The organism is Shewanella sp. SM69, assembly GCF_025653985.1.
Taxonomy (GTDB): domain Bacteria; phylum Pseudomonadota; class Gammaproteobacteria; order Enterobacterales; family Shewanellaceae; genus Shewanella; species Shewanella oncorhynchi.
In genome coordinates, this window is the sequence record NZ_JAKKRV010000003.1 from 25,092 (window position 1) to 46,722 (window position 21,631).

Below are 21,631 nucleotides of genomic sequence, written 5' to 3' on the forward strand. Positions count from 1 at the left end.
TTACCTTTGGAAGTGCTTTTAGCATAATGCCCCACGTCAACAGGGGTGTAGTTCCAATTGGTAGAACAGCGGTCTCCAAAACCGATGGTTGCGGGTTCGAGTCCTGCCACCCCTGCCAAATAAAACAACGGCTTGCATAGAAATATGCGAGCCGTTTTATTTTGTGTCGAATAAAACGTAAAAAATGATTTTGCTTGGATTGAATAACTCGCCATTTTTTAACGCTACAAATTGCCGGTACTATTTCCATTTTTTTGTTGTAACCCTCCACATAACTGCGGCTTGTAGGCTATTTACTGTCAATGCTTGTTCATCAAATAGGTTGTTGGCTAAGTCACTAATCCGCCAGTTTTTAGCTTGATAATCGACGCTAAAGCGAGTTACCCCATCTAAAATTTTCCAATGTGTGACTGTTTGTGCCGTTACCTGTGTAAAAGTCCGCATTGAACTTTTGTCTGTCAGATATGAGTATTCCACGACACTTTATTTTTTGTTCATCTTTGGGATCTTAGTTCCAAAATCTAAGATTTAGTTTGAATTGAAGGTCATAACAGTACAACATAAGGGCTATATTGAATGCATCTTAAGTGTGTTCATCATCGTTCTGCAACTCGGCTAACAACTATGCTAAATATTGATGATCCTACACAAACCGAACGTACTCACGCGTTATGGCGCTTAGGCTTTAGACCTTTTTTCCTTGGGGGAGCCATATTAGCTGCGCTATATATCCCTTTGTGGCTATTAACTTGGTTTACTCCCCAATATAGCTTTTTCCCTTCATCCTTTTGGAGCAAGATACTGCCGCTATGGTGGCATCCACATGAAATGCTGTTCGGTTTCGCTATGGCAATTGTGTGTGGATTTTTGCTGACTGCCGTTCAAAATTGGACCAACCAACCCACATTAAAGGGATGGCCACTCGCATTGACCTTTAGCTGCTGGCTATTGGCACGATTATTACTCTTACTCCCAATGCAAGTTCCGCTCATTTTGCCCGCCTTGTTTGATTCCTTGTTCCTTGGTATGGCAAGCCTTACTCTATGGCGCTGCATTTATAAGGTGAAGCAATGGCGCAATATTGGTTTTCCGCTCATGTTGTTTGCCGCACTCGTGATTAACAATGTCAGCTATTACGCTTTATTTGAACGCGATTTTATCCTTGCCAACCAGATCTGGCAGGCGATGTTATGGTGGTTAGCCTTACTTATCACCATAGTCGGTGGGCGTGTCATTCCATTCTTTACCGCGATGCGCATTAAGGCCACCAAAGCAGAACCCTTAACTTGGATTGAATACCCGCTGATCCTGACAATGATCTTGCTCGTCATTCAATCACTCATCCACCTTATACCTCTGGAAGTCGAGCGAGGCTTACTGCTCATTGCAGGGCTCTTGCAGCTGGTCCGATTTGCACGCTGGTTACCCCATAAAACACTGAAAGAACCTATGCTGTGGTCCTTGCATCTTGCCTATTTAATGTTGCCACTCAGCCTGTTAGCCATGAGTTGGTATCTCGATAATGAATATGCCTATCGCAGTCTGCTTCACCTATTTGCTATTGGTTGTATGGCTACCCTGTGTCTTTCGATGATTTCCAGAGTGTCACTCGGGCACACAAGTCGAAATATTTATGAGGGCCCGAAAATGATCTTGGCATTTATCTGCCTACCATTAGCGGCACTGCTCAGGGCATTAATGCCCATCTGGTTTCCGGCCCACACCCAAGTCTGGTTATGGTTGGCTGGCAGTTGCTGGTTTATCGCATTTGCACTGTTTGTATGGCATTACTTGCCGATACTTTCTCGCCCCCGTATCGATGGGCGCCCAGGTTAATATTGATGTTAGGACAAAAGGATACAAAGTGAAAATTTATTTAAAAACAGTTATATTGCTAAAAATGATTTGCTTGCTCGTCATAACTACATGTGCATCTGTAGCGGCTTCCGATACTAGCAATCAACAAAAATATCCTAACCAATATCAATCTTGGCAAGCCACCTCTGAACAAGTTGAACGCGAGGATATGCTCGCCAATTATCCCGCCAGCATCATACTCTGGGCAGGATCTTCCTATGCCAAAGAGTACCATAGCCCACGTGGGCACCATTTTGCCGTTGCTGATGTGACGCATACTTTACGTACAGGTGTCCCCCCTAAAGCAGGAGAGAAAGGATTATCCGCCAGTTGTTGGACCTGCAAGACACCGGATGCCCCTAGATTGATTGAACAACTGGGATTTGAAGGATACTCCGCTAAAAACTTTACCGATCTGGGCAAAGAGATCCAAAGCGTAGTGTATTGCAGTGATTGCCATGAATCTGGCACTAATAAGTTAACTTTACCTCGTCCCCATGCCCAAGAGGCTATGGCTAAAATTCACCTGCCATTCGATAAACAAGATACCGATATGCAAGGTGCGCAGGTATGTGGTCAATGTCATGTCACTTACTATTTTCGTCCGGAAAAAAGTAATGTTGTTAATATTCCCTGGATTTTTGGCAGCACCGCAGATGATATTGAAAAATATTATGACACTCGCCGCTTCTTCGAATGGATCCATCCTCTTTCGAAAACCCCCATACTCAAAGCACGTCATCCTGAGTTTGAACACTGGAGTCGCAGTAAACATGCCGAAGTCGGTGTCACTTGCATTACCTGCCATATGCCTACCCAGCAGGATGCAAAAGGTGTTGAATTTACTAGCCATAAAGTTGATAAAGCCTTACCGCATTTTGATAACAGTTGCAGTGGCTGCCATAGCAGTAAAACCAAAATTGAAACCAAGCTCGCGGCTAATAAATTAACGATTGAGACCAAAGCCCGCGAAGTTGAAGCTCTGCTCGTCAAGGCCCACTATGAAGCCAAAGCGGCATGGGATGCAGGTGCTAAATGGGAGAATATGAATGAGCCCATTATGGCGATACGACACAGTCAGTGGCGCTGGGACTTTGCCATGTCTTCACATGGTTTGTATGCACATAATCCACAAGAAGGTAAGCAGCTTTTAGATAAAGCTATCGAACAAGCGAACGAAGCACGTCATCTGCTCGCTGGAATATTGAAGCAACTTAACGTGACTCAAGTTAGTTATCCAGATATCAGTACTAAGGAAAAGGCCCATCAAGCGATAGGGTTAGTTGAATCGGATTTAATCAAAGAAAAACAAAAGTTTATTGAAGAGGATGTTAATAAAAATTGGCACCCTGTCGCAAAATATGGTTACTAGTTTATTAACGGGTAGCTGATAATTTGAGGGATTTTAAAGCTCAAAAGCGAGAGGAAGCTCGAGTATTTATGCTTTGATTCAGTGAGCGTTATGCCAACAAGGCTTGGTCGGTTCTACAGTAATGCTCATCTTCTTTGCACGAATAATAACTGCAGTCGAAATGATTCATGTCATTTCGGCTGCAGTATATAACTCATTGAGATGTGGTCAGTAACGACAAATTAATCACTATAATCTGTGTAAGACATCTGTAATTCAGTTTTTTAATGCGTAGAAAGCCGATCCTACTTTGAGGCAACTGATTGATGAAATTCTATTATCTTGGTTGGCTGCCAAAGTGATTGGTTTCGATGCGAAACTAAAACCAATGTACAACTCTGTTCGCAAATAGCCTTGGCTACACGCTTTTCTGTCTCTTCATCCAATGCCGAGGTGGCCTCATCCATTATCAGAATCGGCGCATTTTTGATAAGCGCTCGTGCTAAGGCAAGCCTTTGGCGTTCCCCTCCCGATAACCCTGCGCCTTGCAGGCCGACTTCTTGGTAAATGCCCAGTTCTGATCTGTCTAATACTTCATCCAGAGCCACTTGGCGTGCCGCTTTATCTACGGCTTGATCGTCGGCATCAGGGTTACCAATACGAATGTTACTGGCAATGGTGCCTATAAAGATGAGTGGATCCTGCGGCACATAGGCGAAAAAGCGGGCAAGTTCAGTTGCGGGAACTGACGTGAGCGGCACCTTGCCCAAAGTGATCAGGCCTAGGGTGGGATCATCAAAGCGCATCAATAGCTTAAGTAAGCTGGTTTTACCTGAACCGCTCGGGCCACAAATCAGCACGCGTTCACCTGATTCGATAGTGGCATTGATATTTTGCACCGCAGGGGGAAATGTTACGTTATTCAGTTCGATTGTATGATTGTTCGGTGTCTTTTGTTGCGCTTGGCTTGGCTCTTTGAGCGTTGGTGCATGAGTCGCTTGTCGATAGTGTTTAATAGCCGCTAACTGATCATTAATGCCTATTGCCGCCACGGCGAGAGTCTCAAGTGGCGCCGCCGCGCGCATGGTCAACATCAAGACTGCGAGCAACATTGGCGTATTGTTTATACCGGATAGCACCAGATAGAGTGCCATGCCTGCAATAGGTAAAAAGCTGGCGATAGCCGACAGTAATGTTGCTATAGCAGCGGCGCGATTAGTTCGTTCTAATGCGATTTCTTGTGTTTGCCAGTTTTGCTCTAACCGTGTTGTTGCGCCGCTATATCCTGCTGCTGTACGCAGTAACTCTAAGTGGTCGATCAGTTCAAGGGTTGACTGATCTGCTGCCAATTCAGTGTTGTTTCGGTCCATATCTGCGCGGGCAAGGGCTCGTTGCGCCATACTCTGAATCACAAATGACACGAGCAACAAGCTAGCCAACATCAGTACCAGTGGCATGCCACCGATCAATCCTATGCCAAAGGTAATGCAGAGCGGAATAAGCGGTGCATGAATAAATACCTGAAATTGATGTGCCGGAATACTCATAAAGCCAGGAATACTCCGAGAGACAGTTTCTATGAGTAGTGTCCTGACACTCGGTGTAAACCAAGAGAGTTTCGCTTGTTGCATGGTCGTGCCTAATGCACTGTAGAGCGCATTGGCTAGCCGTGCGCCAGCCCAAAAACCTGAACGCGAAGCCAGTATAGTGGTGAGTATGGTTATCGCGGCAATGGATAGCACTTTTTGTGGTGATTGCTGCTCAATAATGGCTAAAGCCAGTTGAATGTAGCATGCCGCTTCCAATATGGCCGCCACAGCCCAACCGAAGGCAACAGGTATTAAGTGTTTTATGGCTGCGTAATCTTGGGGACGATTTATCATTGGCCTTCTCCTTCTATGTGATGATGCTTGAGTGTGAGCTTGTCATCCGCCAGCTCAGAAAGCGTTAAGTCATGGGTGACCATCACAATCGTTTTGTGGTTTGTTTTTGCGTGATGGCTTAGTGCTGTGAGCACGTTAAATGCCGTTTCGCTGTCTAGGGCCGATGTAGGTTCATCAAGCAATATCACGCGAGCGGGTGAAAGAAACACACGGGCAAGATTAACGCGTTGTATTTCACCGCCAGACAGTGTGCTTGCATGAGTATTTAAGGATTTATCCAATTGCGCGCAGTGTAATGCTGCTAAGTAATCGTCATCCGTGGCACAAGGTGCGGTGAGCGCGAGATTGTCGGCGATGGAGGTTGCCAGTAGTCCCGCACTTTGCGGCAATAGCATGATCGCGCGATTAATCGAGGTTTCATCCATCTCTTTGAGTACCATACCAGCGAGTCGAATATCTCCGGCATGTAGCGGCTCCATGCCAGCTAATAAGCGCAGTAATGTGGATTTACCAACACCACTGATCCCTGTAACTGCTGTCACTCTGCCAGACCTAAATTGATAGTTAATGGGCACAGATTGATTGCTTGTAGACAGTGAAGGCACAACATTCGTGAGGGTGAGCGGCATATTTGCATTAAGCTCAATATTGCCGTTACCAACAGGAACTCTCGACTGCTCAAGAAAATCCGTTAGCCGCTGAGCGGCAGCGCGGCCCGTGGCAAGATAATCAAGCCCATGCCCGAGCTTTAGGGCTGGCGTGACTATGGCCAGACTGAAGAATAAGGCCGCAGCAAGGTTTTCTGGCGGCCATTCATATCCGATGGCATAGACAATGGCAAAAGTACAGACAGCCTGCAGTAGTGATGTGGCCACGGCGACTGAAGTGGATACCTTGCTTACCCGCTCAAGAATATCCCCAATAAAATGTGTCGTTGCCTTTTGGTAATCGGCCATAGCACCCGTTTGTGCGCCATAAATGCGAAATACAGGCGCACCACGGGCGTAGTCATCTACTGCTGCAGTGATATTTCCCATCACATTAACTCGTGCTTCACCCTGTTTTGCAGCAAGCCTTGGGATCACCACCAAATAGAAAAGCGCTGCGACTAGGCCTGGGATAAGGGCAAGTAATGCCACTAAGCCCGCACTTAAGATCAGCAAACCAATAGTGATGGCAGGGACAATGATAAAGGTCGCTAACTCTGAGGGTAAATGCGCGATCATATGATGCAATGACACTATGTCATCGACCATTAATCGCTTTAACTTTTCGCCCTTATATTTTGCCAAAGTACTTGGTGGCAGCCTGACAAGATGCGCTGCAACATGACGTCTTAATCTTCCAGAAAATTGCGCCTCAGCATTGTGGTTAACCCAAGATGCGCCAGCTGATAGCAACGCTGATGCGACCCCAAATATGAGCGCCCCCGCTAACCATAGCGAGTGATGGCCAGCAATAAGCTGTATTACGCACCAGAGTGCACTTAGTGCCATCACGCCAGCACCTGCCGCTAGCAGCATTCCGAAAGTGAGTGCGGGAATCGCCGGACGTAGGGCGAAGGCTAATGTTGAAGTGGGACTGAAAAGTCGCTGCATTTTAATGTTCACCTAAAAAATCGAAGTGGAACAGGCTGGGCTTCGGTCTGGAAAGTGTGATTAACACAAGGCCAATGAAGCGATGAAGTCTTGATATTGCAGAGTAAAAAATAGTCTGAGTGCCAGAGTTTATGGGCAAATGAACATCCACGAGCCAAATTCCTTGTTTCATAAAAATTGAACCACCATGAGATGGCGACCATATTAAGCGGTCATTTTTATTTATCAACACAGTGTTGATAAATGTTTTGAACGGCGATAATATAATTGATAACTATTCTCATTGGCAACAAATCTTTCGTATAAGGAGTTATTACACATGCCCCGATTTGGTAAGTTTTACCCACAATCAAAGTGGGTTATCGGTTCTCTTGCGCTGGGGCTTAGCGCTATTTCAGGCTCAACTATTGCTGACAGTGGAACTGCTCCAGATAAGCAATCCAAGCAACAAGATGCAGCGGGAAATATTGAAGTCATCACAGTTTACGGTCAGAAAATCGAGCGCACGCTGAAGGAAACGGCTAGCTTAGTGACAGTGATCACTGAAGAACAGTTGAGGAAAAATGCCGACCAATCAACGATTTCTGAAATTCTCGGCGGTACGCCAAACTTAATTTATGCCGGAAATACCGATGCGCCCATTATCCGCGGTACGGATACTAAAGGGCCTGTTGCAGCGGGTAATGCCTACTTATCTAAGCCTGTGCCGGGTGCAACTATCAGTGTGGATGGTAAATATCTGAGCCCCGCAGAACTGGATTTAGGCGCCGCAGGCGTGTGGGATGTGTCGTCTATTGAAGTCTACCGTGGTCCGCAAACGACCAGTCAAGGAGCCAACAGTATTGCTGGCGCTGTAGTTATCCATACCCATAACCCCACTTATACGCCAGAATTTGCAGCGCAAGCACTTTATGGCAGTCGGAATAAGCAGCGCTTGTCGGTCATGGCGTCCGGTGCGCTCAGTAATGACTTTGCCGCAAGAATTAGCGCAGATTACAGTGCTAGAGATACTTTTGTTGATTACGTTAATCCAGAATTTACTGCCCATGATTTGGATTTTGAGTTTAAAAACCAAAATCTACGGGCGAAGTTGCTATGGGAACCCGAAAAATACAGCAACTTTTCTGCCATGCTGACTTATTCCTCCACTGAGGCTAAACGTCCCAGAAATGAGGTGGTATCAGAACCCTATGATGACTTAGAAAATCGTTCAATTTTTCAGGATAATCAAGAAGTCAGCAATCATGTTGGAATTTTTGATCTTGAATATGTGTTCGACAATGGGATGAAGTTGCATAACCAACTGCAGTATTCAGAAGGGCAGTTTGATTATCGGTTCGCAGCACCTTATCAAGGGATCGCAAAACGAGATAATGAAAACTTTTCGAATGATATAAGGCTGAACTTTGGTGACAAGAGTTCAGAGTTTAGTGGGGTTGCCGGTGTATTCTACTGGGATGATAAAACGAATAACAAGCTGAATAACGTATTTGGTAATGCCGACGCCGACCTGAGACATACCAGTTTTGCCCCCTACGGTGAAGTCATATGGCGCTTCTCACCCAAGTGGGCATTCACCAGCGCTCTTCGTTATCAGTCTGATGAAATTAGCCACGATGGTATTGCCAGCTACATTCCAGGTGTGCGCCATCAATATGAAGAGACGTTTACGGCTTTATTACCTAAAGTTGCCCTGTCCTATGATCTGACAGATAACGTCTTAATCGGCGCGATGATCAGTGAAGGCAATATTCCTGGGGGCACAGGTATTAACTTCCGCGGCGGCGAATATTATACCTTTGATGCCGAGTCGGCATGGAACTATGAACTTTTTACCCGTATCGATCTGCTTGAACAACGCTTAATCATAAATAGCAATCTCTTCTACACCCGCTTTAAGGATTCACAACGTTCAGTTACTGACTACCTCGATGGACGTCCCTTTGGTTCTGTCATTATTAATGCCGATGAAGCGCAAAGCTATGGGATTGAATTAGATTGGAACTTTAAAGTAGCCGATAGTTTTAGCCTATATGGTGGGCTGGGTTTACTTGAAACTGAGATAAGTGAATTTAATGACTACCGTGGTGAGGAGTTTGTCGGCAACAAGTTTAGTAAAGCGCCGGGATATATGTTCAATATAGGGTTTGACTATTCAATCACAGACACTATCAAAGTGAGCGGTGATGTGCGCCATACGGATGGATACTTTTCAACGGATACCAATGAGCCTGAGTTAAGAGTGGGATCTTACACTACGGTAAACCTGAATTCTTCCTATCAAATCAACCAATATTTTGAAGCCTTTGTTTATGCACGCAATTTGCTGGATGAACGTGCACCCGTGGCAAAAATGGCTGACAGAAGTACCGGAGGCGTGGATGCATATTTACTTGAACCTCGAGAAATAGGTGTAGGCGTTAGGGCGAAGTTTTAGCGGCTAGCTTCTACCCGCTGTATTGGGTATTGCCATGCAGCGGGTAGCAAGAGCGGTTAGAATGGCATTTTTGCCTTGGAAACCTTATCGATATGACACAAGTACCGGATCAACCCACTCAAAAACGCCAGCGTGGCAGACCTAGCCGTATTTCCCGTGAGGCTATCGCCAGAGCTGCGTTGGAGATTGGGGTTGATCAAGCGACTATCCCAGCTATAGCGGCGCATTTAAAGGTCGATCATTCGTCCCTCTACCATCACGTAGCAGGTCGAAATGACGTTATCTTCATTGCCGCTGAGCTTGCAATTAATGAGCTGGACTGGCGAGCGCCAGCAGCCACCGATTGGCGGAGCGAATTGATCATATTGACCGATGCCATTTGGGCACTCTATGAGCGTCATCCTGGCCTCGCTGAATCTATCCATCAGGCCAGTGTTACGCCGTCATCGGGTAGACGTTCTTTTGCTGAATCGGTCGAAAAGCTGCAACGCAAAGGCTTCTCCCTCGATGAGGCTGTGCTTGCCGTTGATATCTTAGTTGACATGGTGGGGGAGTGCTTTTTGGGATGGTGGTCAACCACTAAACCAGAAGCAGATGGCCGGACACGTAAAGAGCGAATTATCGCAATTTGGGAAGATGAAGCCACCAAGCTCCCTGATAAAGCTGAGCAGATAAATGCGATGGTAGACATCATGAAGGTGGGCGCACGCAGATGGTGGGAGCGAAAACGTGACTTAGTGTTAGCGGGTATTGCCGTTACCCATGCCCAAAAGGCAGGGGGATCCGATAAGGCTCAAACATAGCGCGCCGATATGAAAACCTCATAGCGGCTGCAGATTAGTACAAGATTTATTGCGTATAGGAAGTATCAGCTTGTGAAGGTGGTTTATGCACTGACGTGCTTTTTTGTGCTTTGTTTTGCCTCATTGCTGCTAGGCGCAAAGTATGCCTCTGTGGCGCAGATGCTGACGTTCTCGGATGATGTCTGGTTGGTGTTATCTGCGAGTCGTCTGCCGCGGCTCTTTGCCTTGATTTGCTCAGGTGTAGGGCTCGCTGTCTGTGGCGTGATATTGCAGCAGATTGTGCAAAACAAGTTTGTTGAACCTGCTACTTGTGGCGGGCTTGATGCCGCCAAACTAGGCATATTAATTTCAATCATTCATGCCCCGAGTATGGGTGTCACCGCCAGAATGTTGGGGGCTTTGGTTTTTTGCCTGCTTGCGAGCTTAGCTTTTATTCTGATTATTCGTGGTATTCGGTATAAGAGTCCGGTGCTCATTCCAATTATTGGGATTATGTTTGGCAGTGTACTCAGTGCGATAGCGGAACTTTATGCTTATCAAAACAATATGATGCAAAGTATGCAGGGATGGATGCTGGGTGATTTTTCAAAAATCGTGCAGGGTAACTACGAAATCATCTATCTGATCCTTCCCGTAGTCATACTGACCTACCTTTATGCACAGCGCTTTACCATTGTAGGAATGGGCGAAGGCTTGGCTACCACACTCGGCCTGAGTTATTTCAACCTAGTTATCTTAGGGTTAGTGCTGGTTTCCCTGACCATAGCGACCACAGTTATCACAGTCGGGAGCATTCCATTTATTGGTTTGATTATTCCTAATCTTGTCGCTATGCGTTACGGCGATAATTTAAAACGTACCTTGCCTATTATCGCCTTTGCTGGCGCAACACTACTGATTATCTGTGACTTGCTTGGTCGGCTTGTTTTGTATCCCTTTGAAATTCCTATAGGTCTAACGGCAAGCTGTTTAGGTGGACTCATATTTTTAGTTATCGTTTGGAAAATCAAATGAAAGACAGTGCATGGCGTTTTTTGAGCTGGGGGCTGCCTATTATGTTGGCAGTCACATTTTTATTGATGGGCTCAGGCTTTGATTTTGACTATGTCATACCGAATCGATTGGTGCGTTTGGGCACTATTTGCCTTGGTGGTGTCTGTATTGCGTTTTCTTCGATACTGTTTCAGACCTTAGCCGGAAATCGCATTTTAACGCCATCTATCATGGGGTATGAAGGCGTTTACTTGATTTTGCAGGCACTGTTGATCCTTATCTTAGGGACGGGCAGCAGTATTCTGATCATCGCTAACAGCAATTTCTTTGTCTCAGTCGTGGTGATGTTGCTTTACTCAATGGCGATTCACCGCTGGCTATTTAGTGGAGATCGACATGATGTGTTCTTCCTACTGCTTGTGGGCTTAGTGCTCACTGTGGTGTTAGGCAGTTTTACTCAGTTAATCCAATATTCTATCAGTCCCGGTGAATTTTCAATTTTCCAGAGCTATAGCCTAGCGTCGTTCAACCGCGCTCAACCAGAGCAATTGCTTATCTCTTTAGTGCTTGTCAGTGCTGTGTGTATTGCCGCTTGGAGAGTGCGTGCTGTACTTGATGTATTACTGATGGGGCGGGAGCAAGCTATCTCTCTTGGTATTGATTATCAAAAAGTGGTGCGCCTGCTATTGGGTCTTATCGCGGTATTGGTCGCAATATCAACCAGTTTAGTGGGGCCGACTGCTTTTATGGGGATATTTGTCGCGAACATGGCCTATGCACTGGCAAGGCATCCGTCGCACTCATTTACTTTGATAACAGGATGCGCCGTTGCTATCTCGGTTTTTCTGATCGCGCAAATGCTCGTTGAGCATCTGTTTAATTATCAAACCAGTGTTGGGCTGTTAATTAATCTATTTTGTGGCGTCTATTTCTTTGTCTTAATTCTTAAACCTCGGAGCGCAGTGTGATAACCGTCAATAACTTATATCAGTCTTATGGCGCGAAACCTGTGCTAAAAAATGTCACAGCACAATTTCCCGAACATCAGATGACTTCTCTTATCGGCCCCAACGGTGCCGGCAAAAGTACCTTACTGATGTCGATTGGTCGGTTACTGAATATCCAGCAGGGCGAGGTATTACTCAAAGGTACTGCTATCCACAATATTCCCTTGAAGGATTATGCCAAGCAAGTGGCAACTATGCGTCAGTTTAACAGCCTCAATTTACGCCTGACGGTCAGGGAGTTAGTGGCATTTGGTCGTTTTCCCTATAACCAAGGGGCACTCACAAAGGAAGATCATCGCGCCATTGATGAAGCGCTGTCGTTTTTAGCTTTACAGTCATTAGCCAATGTATTTATTGATGAACTTAGCGGCGGACAACGCCAAATGGCTTTTCTGGCAATGGCGATTGCGCAGCAAACGGATTATTTATTGTTAGATGAACCGCTCAACAATCTGGATATGAAACATGCCGTTAGCATAATGCGGGCACTTCGCCATCTGTGTGACGATTACAAACGAACGGTCGTGTTAGTGGTTCACGATATCAATTTTGCGGCGAACTACTCCGACTATATTGTCGGCATGAAGCAAGGCGTTGTGCACTGCGCTGGACCCGTTGAAGAGGTCGTCACAGCACAAAGGCTAAAAGCACTGTACGAACTGGATCTTGAGGTGCTGAAAACGAGTCAAGGAACAGTATGTAACTATTTCAACTTCAACTTACAAGGAGAATACAAGTGACGTCGAAATGTAAAAGCGGTACTAAAGTGATAGCGATTTTGTTATTTAGCTCGGCTTTTTTGCTGGCCTGCGACAATAAAACCGAATCAGTACAGCTTGCATCATCGGATACGAGTGCTTCAACGGCTGAGTTGGAGTTTGCCCCGATAGAGGTAGAGCATAAGCTGGGCACTACTGTTATTACAAAACGGCCAGTACGTGTTGCGGCCCTAGATATGAATGAAGTCGACTATCTCGAACAGTTGGGTATTCCCATTGTCGGTATGCCAAAGGATTTTGTTCCTTACTACCTGAAAGACTACAGCAACAATAGTGATATCGTTGATTTAGGTGCTATCGTTCAACCCAATATGGAACGTATTTATGCACTTAAACCCGATTTGGTGCTGATGTCATCCGTTCAAGCTAGTCATTATCAAGCGCTTTCCAATTTGGCACCAACCATTCATTTGGATATTGATTATCAAGACAGCAACAGTGATTACTTTGATATAGTCAAACAGCACTTGTTGGTGCTGGGGAAATTATTCGATAAGCAAACCTTGGCAAAACATAAAGTGGATGAACTGGAAAGTAAGATCCAAGCCGCCAGAATGGTAATTAAAGACAGGCCAGAAAAAGCCTTGGTGGTGCTACATAATAATGGCGCTTTTCGATTTTTAGGTATTCGTTCACGCTATGGGTTCATTTACAGTGCGCTAGGGGTTAAGCCCGCTAGCTTATCAGAGCAGATGGGACTGCACGGTCAACCTGTATCAAGCGAGTTTATTCTTGAAAACAATCCCGACATCATTTACGTGGTTGACAGAACCGCAGTGATGGAGCGAAGCCCTGTATTGGATAAACAATCTATTGATAATCCTCTTTTGCGTGAAACTAACGCTTGGAAGACGGGGAACATTATTTTTGTGGATCCAGAGGCTTGGTATATCACAGGTGCGGGCATAACATCCCTTAATATCATGATTGATGATGTGTTAAAGGGTTATGTAAAGTAGCAGACTGCAAATAGTCTATGGACGGCATAGCTAATGACTCATGAGATAAGTTACCTCTTGTAACATTTAAGCCCTACGGCTTAGGTAAATCGGTTTGCAACTTTAGTAGTGCTTAACATACAATCGCCTGCCAAATTATCTGAGGAAGTAGGGTTTGAATAGTGTGATACAAACAAGACGCACCCTAGCGATATGGCTTGCTGCCATATTGGTGCTATTGTCTGTTGCCATTGCTGTTCACAGTGTTTCCCATGCTAGTGAAGACTCTAAGGCCAATTGCTCGCTGTGCTTACATCAGCACCAGTTGCAACATGCGCTAACCAGCACCCCCTTTCATTTCCAACTCGCTCAACAGGGTTATATTTCGGTTGAGTTTCAGGCCGTTTCCTTTAAGCGACCTTTTAGTCGTTTCTTTAATAGTCGTGCTCCGCCCATAACAGCATAAGTTACTGTTTATTCAATTTATCTTAATTAACTTTGAGCGCCTTGACTTAGCTAAGGCGCCGATGCTGTTTATTTCCGGAGTGAAAATGACTTCTTTTTATGTCCCTAAGCGCACTGCGCTGTTGCTGGGCGCCTTGTTTGTGCTCAATCCTATTTCAATGTTGTTGGCCGCAGAAAGCAGTCAATCGAGTTCACAAGCTATTGATACTGTGAGTGACGCAGTGCTTGACACTGACATTGAACGTTTAAGTATCCACTATCGCCAAGCCTATCGTGGCAATGTGTCCTCAACTGAACTTCCTCAAGCGATCAGTGTGTTAGACGAGCAATTGATAAAAGATGCGGGGCTGACGCGGTTTCAAGATGTACTGGACTATTCCGCGAGTGTGGCGCGGCAAAACAATGGCGGTGGTTTATGGGATAGTTTTTCCCTACGCGGCTTTCCGGGCAACGAAAACATGCCATCGGGGTATTTAATCAATGGCTTTAATGGTGGCCGAGGTTTTAGTGGTCATAGAGATTTATCAAACGTTGCCTATGTCGAGATTTTAAAAGGCCCAGGTTCGGCACTTTATGGCCGCTCGGAGCCCGGTGGCACAGTTAATATCGTCACTAAGAAACCCCAATATGAAACCAGTGGTTATTTAAAAGCATCGGCTGGGAGTTTCGACCAATATCGGTTAGAAGGTGATGTGACCTCAGGTTTAACCGATAACTTGGCATTTCGGATTAATGGCGCTTGGCAGGAACACGATAGTTTTCGTGATTATGTGTTTAGCGATAAAAAAATCGTTACGCCGTCTGTGCGTTGGCAGATTTCCGAAAAAGCTTCCTTGCTGTATGAAATGGAATATCTCAAGCAGGAACAGCTATTCGATCGCGGCATTATTGTGCTCAATAACGATATTAATACCGTACCCCGCTCGCGTTATTTAGGTGAGCCTAATGATGGCGCAACGGAGGTGAATGCCACAGGGCATCAGCTGACCTATGACTATGAATTAAATGATGATTGGTCATTAACTGCTGGCTATAACTACCGAGACTCTAGCTTGAAGGGTTATTCGTCTGATGCTGAGTTAGCAAAGGGGCGGCAATCGCTATTTGATGATGGTCGCACGCTGACTAGGCAGCACAGATATCGTGACTACGCCTCTGAGGACAATTCGCTGCGTCTAGAGTTAAGTGGTCATGTGGATACGGGGTTTATTCGTCATAATTTGCTGCTCGGTGCCGATGCCTATCACTACAATTTGAAGACGGGACTGTATCGTTATCGGGGCAAAAAAGGTGAATACGCCATCGATATCTATGCCCCTCAATACGGTGGGCCTCAGCCAGAGGTGAGTTTGTTGTATGAGAATAACGAGACTCAAAAGGCGTGGGGGACCTATCTGCAAGATCAAATGGATTTAACTGAAAAGTGGAAGTTGCACCTTGGGCTAAGGTTCGATAGTTATCAGCAAGATATCAGTGAAGTCGCGAAAGATACTCTGTCAGAACAAACCGATAGTCGAGTCAGCCCCAAGGTGGGTCTGGTGTATTTATGGTCCGATGTCTTAAGTTTCTATAGCTCTTATTCTGAAGGCTTTTTACCGCTTTCTGGAACTGACTTTGCGGGTCAGCCCTTCGAAGCGGAAGAGAGTCAGTCGGTTGAACTGGGGATGAAGTTTAATGGTACTTGGTTAAACGATCTTCCTATAAACGGTAGTTTAGCCGTGTTCGATGCTCAAAAGAGCAATATCTTGACCTCAGATCCTATCAATGTTGGTTTTTCTGCCACCTTAGGTAAAGCTAAAAGTAGCGGGGTTGAACTTGATTTAGCCGCCGAACTGACGGAGGATTTACAAGCAAAATTATCCTATGCCTATCTTAATACCCGTACCGCCAATGACAGTTTGAATCCTGATTGGGGCGTGCTCATTCCTGCAGGTAGTCCACTGGTGAATGTGCCAAAGCATACCGCGAGTGTGATTCTGAAACAGGATTTGAATCGGCTTTCTATTGATGGTCATCTAGGGCTTAGCTGGCGTTATGTGGATTCGCGCCTCGGCGATTCTGCCGATCCTAGTTTTCAATTGCCTTCTTATCAGTTACTTGGGTTGTTTATGAACACCCACTTAAGCGACAACTTAAGCCTTGGAGTGAATCTGGATAACTTACTGGATGAACATTACATCGCGAGTAGCTATTCCGCTCTTTGGGCGGTGCCGGGTGAGCCACGTAGCATTAAAGTGAGTGTCAGCTATGAGTTCTAATATCAGTGCTAACCCAGCGTTATCTTCAGGTTTTGCCGAGCAAGAACGGGGTCGTTCTATTGGCCGCACCCGGATTAATAGTATCGATATGATGCGCGGCATGGTGATGCTTATCATGTTACTCGACCATGTGCGGGAGCGGTTTTTCTTTCACATGCAGGTGAGCGATCCTATGGATTTGAGTTCGATCTCTTGGGGGCTTTTTGTGAGTCGCTTTGCCGCCCATTTTTGTGCGCCAGTCTTTGTGTTCTTAACCGGGGTTTCTGCATGGCTCTATGCCAATCGTAGCCATGGCGAGCCACGTTCAGCACGTATGTTTTTGATTAAACGCGGGCTATTTTTAATCGCGCTGGAAATTTTAGTGATTAACGTCTCTAACCTCTCTTGGATGCTCAGCTATTACACCCTTTGGTTACAGGTGATTTGGGTGATTGGTCTGAGTATGTTAGCGCTCGCTGCACTGATAAACCTGCCTAGACCTTGGATGGCCCTTTTAGGATTTGCGATTGTTTTTGGCCATAATCTGTTGACACCAATTGGTTTTCAGCCCAATGAGTGGGCTTACGGTCTGTGGACCCTATTGCACGACCGCGGATATCTTGTCAGTGAAGGGGCGCTTAAGATCAAAGTGAGTTATCCTGCGCTGCCTTGGATGGGCGTGATTTTACTGGGTTATGTGGCTGGGCCTATTTTCAGCCAAAAACTGAATAGTAATCTGCTTGAAGCCTCGCAGCGCCAGCAAACACTGCTGAGGTTAGGGATAAGCTGTTGGGTACTTTTTGCAGTGCTACGCGGGTTTAACCTTTATGGCGAAACCTTGCCTTGGCAGTCGGGGGCACATTTGGGTGAAACCTTGATGTCGGCATTTAACTTAACGAAATACCCGCCATCATTAAGCTTTTTACTGGTGACCTTAGGCGGCATGTTCTTTTGCTTAGTGGCCTTTGAGCGGTATTTTGCATCAAATGGGAAAGTGGGTGGGGGATTAGCGCGAGTGGGCCATGGGTTATCTGTGTTTGGCTCAGTCCCTATGTTCTTCTATATCTTACATTTGTACATGCTGTTACTGCTTTATACTTTAGCGAAATTCATCTTTGGCGCAAACCATGGTGAGTACTTTGGCGTGAGCAATATAGGATGGGTTTGGTTGATCGCAGGCGTGTTAGCCATCGCATTGTATTATCCCGTTAAGCGATTTAGCGAATATAAAAAGCACAGCACTCAGGCTTGGATTAAGTACCTTTAATCTATTCTGTTTGATCAAGCTTTAAAGGCAAAAGTCGCCAAGTGTTTACTTGGCGACTTTTTTGCTTTGGTCAGAGCAATAATCTATTTAGCAATTATTCTGCGAGTAAGCTGCGTAGCATCCAGGCATTTTTCTCATGCAGTTGGATGCGCTGGGTGAGTAAGTCCGCAGTCGCCTCATCATTCGCTTGATTTACCAGCGGATACAAGGCTCTGGCATTGCGGATTACTAGCTCCTGATCGCTTAATAGTTCGCGGATCATGGTTTCGGCTTGAGTGACACCTTGATCTTCTTTTATCTCGGTTAGCGCGGCATAGGCTGAATATGAGCCGAGTGCTCTGGCGCCTAATGCACGTACACGCTCTGCGATAAGGTCGACCGCAAGGGCAAGTTCGGTATACTGCTGTTCAAATAGCAAGTGTAAGCTAGTGAACATTGGGCCAGTAACGTTCCAGTGAAAGCTATGGGTCTTAAGGTAAAGACTGTAGCTGTCAGCCAATAGTTGGTTTAGCCCTGCGGCGATTTCTTCTCTGTGAGCTTGATTGATACCTATGTTAATCATGGCGTTTTCCTTCTATTGTCTTACTGAGTGTGTTTAGTCTAATCTTCTGATATTAAATGTAAAATGAGTAAATTAGATTTTGTAAATCTATAAATTCGATTGAACTTTCGAGTGTTAAATCTCGTAAGCGATAAAGCCAGATATCATCTCCTTTCGCCGTGCTGCAGTAACAATGCCATGGCAGAACTGCTATCCTAGCGGCATATTGTGAGTCGATACTTTAATTGAATAAAACTGACCTTAATGAATAAATCAGCCTATTTAACCGCCATGAATGTGACAACTTGGCGAGTGCGCGACACTAAGGTGAAACCTTATTTAGTGATTTGGGATGAAAACGGTGAGTTACCAGAAGCAGAGCCGCTTATTGACGCTGTGCTAACGCTTATCGACATAAAGCGTGACGAATGTGATTTTGACTGTGAGCCCCATACGGGTAAACAGATCGTTTGGGATCTGCGACGTCACAAAGTTAGGCCACGTACCGCATGGTTAGTGTCTGAGCCGTTGGCCGATTTATTGGTGGGTTGGCAGGCTAAAAGCGCGCTCTGGCAGCAGATTTACCAATGGCGCGACCAAGTTAGCGGCCAAGCGCCAAGCAAGTCTTAAGCTCTACTCGTAAATACATTAATAACCAATACTTTGGAATACCAGCGTTGAACATCCCACCAGTAGATAGTCTATTCACAACACCATTCGCAGCACAATTGACCGCAGGTTTGCCTGTTGAGCTTGTGGCTCTCACGCTTGAAGATGTTCCCCAAATGGCGCAGCTTGAATCCTTGGCCCATAGCCATCCCATGAGTGAGGGGAATCTTGCCGATTGTTTTGGTCACTTGTACCGTGTCCTAGGTTTAAAGCTGAGTGTTAACTTAGAGGTAGATGTAAATACTGAGGCAAATATTGACGTCGTTTCGGATTCAGATACTTATCACGTCGAAGGACTCTTAGGGTTTGCGATAGTGCAGCAAATTATCGATGAAGTGACTTTATTGGATATTTGCCTATTACCGAGTCAGCAGGGCAAAGGTTACGGCAAGTTATTACTCAAGGCTGTGATGATATCGGCCAAGGTATCGGGCGCTGTGGTGCTTATGTTAGAAGTGCGAGAGTCTAATCTCGGCGCCCGTGCTTTATATCAACAGGCTGGCTTTATTGAATCGGGACGTCGCAAAGGTTACTACCCGATAGAGGGGGGTAAAGAAGATGCTATCTTGATGGATTTAGCGATAAACCAAGAATAAGCTGAGCATTAGCATTCATGTCGAAAAACGACAGCTATACGAATCATTTGTCATAAATAACAGTCATAGACAACTGTCATAAAAACAGGCAATAAAAAACAGCACCTAAGCGCTGTTTTTCTATTTTAATAACCTTGAAATCTACATCACCTAAGCTCTGCATCTAAGCAAGAGGGTTATTTCACTTCTTTACCTTGGGCCTGCAAGTCTGCATGGTAGCTTGATCGCACTAATGGGCCACAGGCTGCATGGGTAAAACCTAACTCATCGGCTAAGGCTTTAAGCTCATCAAACTCGGCTGGTGGCACATAACGTTCAACCGGCAAATGGAACTTAGACGGCTGTAGGTATTGGCCTAAGGTCAGCATTTCAACTTTATGTTCACGCAGATCACGCAGTACTTGAGCGATCTCTTCGTTGGTTTCACCCAGTCCCATCATCAGGCCTGATTTAGTCGGCACATTGGGATGACGTTCTTTAAAGCGTTTTAGCAGATCGAGCGACCATTGGTAATTCGCACCTGGGCGCGCTTTACGATAATGCATGGGCGCCGTTTCTAAGTTGTGGTTAAACACATCAGGCGGCTCAGTCGATAAAATATCTAAGGCAGCATCGATACGACCACGGAAATCAGGCACTAAGGTTTCGATCTTGATGTCCGGATTTAGTTTGCGGATCTCACGGATACAATCGGCAAAATGCTGGGCGCCACCATCACGTAAATCGTCACGATCTACAGAGGTAATCACCACATATTTCAGCTTCATATCGCGGATAGTTTGCGCCAATTTAACTGGCTCTTCAGCATCAGGCTTAAGCGGACGACCATGGGCCACGTCGCAGAATGGGCAACGACGAGTACAAATCGCACCCAAAATCATAAAGGTTGCTGTGCCGTGGTTGAAGCATTCCGCGAGGTTAGGGCAAGAGGCTTCTTCACAGACCGAGTGCAGGCCATTTTTACGCAGCGCTTGCTTGATGTCTAAAATGCGTTGATTCGATGCCGGCAGTTTAACCCGTAACCAATCGGGTTTACGCAACATAGTGTCGCGCTCTGATGGGACGATTTTGACCGGAATACGAGACACTTTATCGGCATCTCTTAGTTTTACTCCGGGTTGTAAACGTTCAGGCCTATTCATGACGCTGCTAATCCTTGATGATGAACTAGGTGTTGATAGCCCAGTAATTGGCTAAAAGTAATAGTAAGTTGCTCGCCCGCTTCAATCACGGTTTGTGGTCCGCCAAGTGCTTTGCATTGCACCATTTCAAGACCGGCATAACCACAAGGGTTGATGCGGCGAAATGGTGCTAAATCCATATCGACATTAAGGGCTAATCCATGGAATGAACAGCCTTTACGGATGCGTAATCCGAGGGAGGCAATTTTACGTTCGTCCACATATACGCCCGGCGCATCGGCCTTGGCATAAGCGTTAATTTCGTACTTGGCGAGCATATCGACAATGCTTTGCTCTATATGAGTAACGAGTTGACGCACGCCGACTTTACTACGTTTTATGTCGAGAAGAGGATATACCACTAGTTGTCCAGGGCCGTGGTAAGTGACTTGGCCACCACGGTCCACTTGGATCACAGGAATATCGCCAGCATTCAAAATATGCTCGCTTTTACCAGCTTGGCCTTGGGTAAACACGGGTGGGTGTTCTACTATCCACAGCTCATCTGGGCTCTCACTATTACGCGTGTCAGTGTAGTGCTGCATAGCATGCCACACTGATTCGTAATCTTGTTTTCCAAGATGCCGAATGTGCAAAGTCGTGTCTTGCAAGGGCAACCTCTCCCCTTAGAATTGAGTGGCGCTATTATACGCCTCTTGACCATAAATGTAAGACAGATCACATTTCATGGCCTTGAGGAATATTTATAGTACGCGGCGTACGCCTTCGATGGCGGCAAGTTCAGTGTACAAAATTTCGATATGGTCTTTGCTGGTCACTGTCACGCGGATAGTAATGGAGTGATAGCTACCTTTGCTCGACGTTTTTGTCGAAGGTGAATAATCACCCGGTGCATGTTTTTGTACCACAGCCACGACTTTGTCAGTTAGCGTTTCGTGGGCTTCACCGACGACCTTAAAAGGAAATGCGCAAGGGAAATCCATCAGTTCATCAAATTTAGTGTCTAACATACTCAGTACTCTTAGCGGCTATATTGGGATATATATGGTGGCGATTATACCCGATTCA

19 protein-coding genes and 1 tRNA gene are annotated in these 21,631 nt (G+C 45.7%); 14 read left to right on the forward strand and 6 right to left on the reverse strand.

What is annotated here, in order from left to right; translation table 11 throughout:
• Positions 1–41: 41 nt before the first annotated feature.
• The 3 genes from L5M37_RS05980 (at position 42) to L5M37_RS05990 (ending at position 3,229) form a co-directional block, all read left to right on the forward strand.
• A tRNA-Trp gene (locus tag L5M37_RS05980) sits at positions 42–118 on the forward strand.
• A 506-nt stretch (positions 119–624) separates the two neighbouring features.
• Complete coding sequence (locus tag L5M37_RS05985) at positions 625–1,836, forward strand: NnrS family protein (protein ID WP_198573628.1); 1,212 nt, start codon at positions 625–627, stop codon at positions 1,834–1,836.
• Positions 1,820–3,229: an ammonia-forming cytochrome c nitrite reductase subunit c552 gene (locus L5M37_RS05990; RefSeq protein WP_198573664.1), complete on the forward strand. Its 1,410-nt coding sequence runs from the start codon at positions 1,820–1,822 to the stop codon at positions 3,227–3,229. Before L5M37_RS05985 ends, L5M37_RS05990 begins: the two co-directional genes overlap by 17 nt.
• A gap of 284 nt (positions 3,230–3,513) precedes the next feature.
• Here L5M37_RS05990 and L5M37_RS05995 read toward each other — a convergent pair whose 3' ends face one another.
• On the reverse strand, positions 3,514–5,091 hold the full coding sequence (locus L5M37_RS05995) for an ATP-binding cassette domain-containing protein (RefSeq protein ID WP_263199787.1): 1,578 nt from the start codon (positions 5,089–5,091) through the stop codon (positions 3,514–3,516).
• Entirely contained in the window at positions 5,088–6,689 is a 1,602-nt protein-coding gene (locus L5M37_RS06000) for an ABC transporter ATP-binding protein (protein WP_263199788.1), read from the reverse strand. The genes L5M37_RS05995 and L5M37_RS06000 overlap by 4 nt, the downstream gene beginning before the upstream one ends.
• Positions 6,690–7,008: 319 nt before the next feature.
• Between L5M37_RS06000 and L5M37_RS06005 the strand changes: the two genes are divergently transcribed.
• The 9 genes from L5M37_RS06005 to L5M37_RS06045 all read left to right on the forward strand — a co-directional run bounded on the left by L5M37_RS06005 (position 7,009) and on the right by L5M37_RS06045 (position 17,615).
• Positions 7,009–9,126 (forward strand): TonB-dependent receptor, encoded by a 2,118-nt coding sequence (locus tag L5M37_RS06005; RefSeq protein ID WP_263199789.1) that lies wholly within the window; start codon positions 7,009–7,011, stop codon positions 9,124–9,126.
• Between the two features lie 92 nt (positions 9,127–9,218).
• Positions 9,219–9,929, forward strand: coding sequence for a TetR/AcrR family transcriptional regulator (locus L5M37_RS06010; protein ID WP_263199791.1), 711 nt, complete (start codon positions 9,219–9,221; stop codon positions 9,927–9,929).
• A gap of 72 nt (positions 9,930–10,001) precedes the next feature.
• Positions 10,002–10,943, forward strand: coding sequence for an ABC transporter permease (locus L5M37_RS06015; protein WP_115016895.1), 942 nt, complete (start codon positions 10,002–10,004; stop codon positions 10,941–10,943).
• A complete protein-coding gene (locus L5M37_RS06020) occupies positions 10,940–11,890 on the forward strand; it encodes an iron chelate uptake ABC transporter family permease subunit (protein ID WP_263199792.1) in 951 nt (316 codons plus the stop codon). Before L5M37_RS06015 ends, L5M37_RS06020 begins: the two co-directional genes overlap by 4 nt.
• The gene (locus L5M37_RS06025; RefSeq protein ID WP_263199795.1) at positions 11,887–12,669 is read left to right on the forward strand and encodes an ABC transporter ATP-binding protein; all 783 of its coding nucleotides are present in this window, start codon (positions 11,887–11,889) and stop codon (positions 12,667–12,669) included. The genes L5M37_RS06020 and L5M37_RS06025 overlap by 4 nt, the downstream gene beginning before the upstream one ends.
• Positions 12,666–13,667: a siderophore ABC transporter substrate-binding protein gene (locus L5M37_RS06030; protein WP_263199797.1), complete on the forward strand. Its 1,002-nt coding sequence runs from the start codon at positions 12,666–12,668 to the stop codon at positions 13,665–13,667. Before L5M37_RS06025 ends, L5M37_RS06030 begins: the two co-directional genes overlap by 4 nt.
• A 154-nt stretch (positions 13,668–13,821) precedes the next feature.
• Positions 13,822–14,112: a DUF2607 family protein gene (locus L5M37_RS06035; protein WP_028761491.1), complete on the forward strand. Its 291-nt coding sequence runs from the start codon at positions 13,822–13,824 to the stop codon at positions 14,110–14,112.
• Positions 14,113–14,197: 85 nt separating this feature from the next.
• Positions 14,198–16,369: a TonB-dependent siderophore receptor gene (locus L5M37_RS06040; protein WP_263199798.1), complete on the forward strand. Its 2,172-nt coding sequence runs from the start codon at positions 14,198–14,200 to the stop codon at positions 16,367–16,369.
• Entirely contained in the window at positions 16,359–17,615 is a 1,257-nt protein-coding gene (locus tag L5M37_RS06045; protein ID WP_263199800.1) for a DUF1624 domain-containing protein, read from the forward strand. The genes L5M37_RS06040 and L5M37_RS06045 overlap by 11 nt, the downstream gene beginning before the upstream one ends.
• A 94-nt stretch (positions 17,616–17,709) precedes the next feature.
• On the opposite strand, the gene dpsA is transcribed toward L5M37_RS06045, so the two are convergent.
• Complete coding sequence (dpsA, locus tag L5M37_RS06050) at positions 17,710–18,177, reverse strand: DNA starvation/stationary phase protection protein DpsA (protein ID WP_028761488.1); 468 nt, start codon at positions 18,175–18,177, stop codon at positions 17,710–17,712.
• Positions 18,178–18,420: 243 nt separating this feature from the next.
• Between dpsA and L5M37_RS06055 the strand changes: the two genes are divergently transcribed.
• Both L5M37_RS06055 and L5M37_RS06060 read left to right on the forward strand, forming a co-directional pair.
• Positions 18,421–18,786: a hypothetical protein gene (locus L5M37_RS06055; protein WP_028761487.1), complete on the forward strand. Its 366-nt coding sequence runs from the start codon at positions 18,421–18,423 to the stop codon at positions 18,784–18,786.
• 47 nt (positions 18,787–18,833) lie between these two features.
• Positions 18,834–19,421, forward strand: coding sequence for a GNAT family N-acetyltransferase (locus L5M37_RS06060; RefSeq protein WP_411569065.1), 588 nt, complete (start codon positions 18,834–18,836; stop codon positions 19,419–19,421).
• A 176-nt stretch (positions 19,422–19,597) separates the two neighbouring features.
• Here L5M37_RS06060 and lipA read toward each other — a convergent pair whose 3' ends face one another.
• The 3 genes from lipA to ybeD all read right to left on the reverse strand — a co-directional run bounded on the left by lipA (position 19,598) and on the right by ybeD (position 21,573).
• Positions 19,598–20,563 carry a lipoyl synthase gene (gene lipA / locus L5M37_RS06065; protein WP_028761485.1) on the reverse strand — a complete coding sequence of 322 codons (966 nt, stop codon included), beginning with the start codon at positions 20,561–20,563 and terminating at the stop codon, positions 19,598–19,600.
• On the reverse strand, positions 20,560–21,213 hold the full coding sequence (gene lipB / locus L5M37_RS06070; RefSeq protein ID WP_173243224.1) for a lipoyl(octanoyl) transferase LipB: 654 nt from the start codon (positions 21,211–21,213) through the stop codon (positions 20,560–20,562). Before lipB ends, lipA begins: the two co-directional genes overlap by 4 nt.
• A 93-nt stretch (positions 21,214–21,306) precedes the next feature.
• Positions 21,307–21,573 carry a DUF493 family protein YbeD gene (gene ybeD / locus L5M37_RS06075; RefSeq protein ID WP_006082758.1) on the reverse strand — a complete coding sequence of 89 codons (267 nt, stop codon included), beginning with the start codon at positions 21,571–21,573 and terminating at the stop codon, positions 21,307–21,309.
• Between the last annotated feature and the right edge of the window lie 58 nt (positions 21,574–21,631).

Excerpts from the sequence above, each read along its gene's own strand:
- L5M37_RS05985 (WP_198573628.1), top strand. The coding sequence starts at position 625 with ATGCTAAATATTGATGATCCTACACAAACCGAACGTACTCACGCGTTA.
- dpsA (WP_028761488.1), bottom strand. The coding sequence starts at position 18,177 with ATGATTAACATAGGTATCAATCAAGCTCACAGAGAAGAAATCGCCGCA.
- L5M37_RS05995 (WP_263199787.1), bottom strand. The coding sequence starts at position 5,091 with ATGATAAATCGTCCCCAAGATTACGCAGCCATAAAACACTTAATACCT.
- L5M37_RS06040 (WP_263199798.1), top strand. The coding sequence starts at position 14,198 with ATGACTTCTTTTTATGTCCCTAAGCGCACTGCGCTGTTGCTGGGCGCC.
- L5M37_RS06020 (WP_263199792.1), top strand. The coding sequence starts at position 10,940 with ATGAAAGACAGTGCATGGCGTTTTTTGAGCTGGGGGCTGCCTATTATG.
- L5M37_RS06045 (WP_263199800.1), top strand. The coding sequence starts at position 16,359 with ATGAGTTCTAATATCAGTGCTAACCCAGCGTTATCTTCAGGTTTTGCC.
- L5M37_RS05990 (WP_198573664.1), top strand. The coding sequence starts at position 1,820 with ATGGGCGCCCAGGTTAATATTGATGTTAGGACAAAAGGATACAAAGTG.
- lipA (WP_028761485.1), bottom strand. The coding sequence starts at position 20,563 with ATGAATAGGCCTGAACGTTTACAACCCGGAGTAAAACTAAGAGATGCC.
- L5M37_RS06000 (WP_263199788.1), bottom strand. The coding sequence starts at position 6,689 with ATGCAGCGACTTTTCAGTCCCACTTCAACATTAGCCTTCGCCCTACGT.
- ybeD (WP_006082758.1), bottom strand. The coding sequence starts at position 21,573 with ATGTTAGACACTAAATTTGATGAACTGATGGATTTCCCTTGCGCATTT.
- L5M37_RS06010 (WP_263199791.1), top strand. The coding sequence starts at position 9,219 with ATGACACAAGTACCGGATCAACCCACTCAAAAACGCCAGCGTGGCAGA.
- L5M37_RS06055 (WP_028761487.1), top strand. The coding sequence starts at position 18,421 with ATGAATAAATCAGCCTATTTAACCGCCATGAATGTGACAACTTGGCGA.
- L5M37_RS06005 (WP_263199789.1), top strand. The coding sequence starts at position 7,009 with ATGCCCCGATTTGGTAAGTTTTACCCACAATCAAAGTGGGTTATCGGT.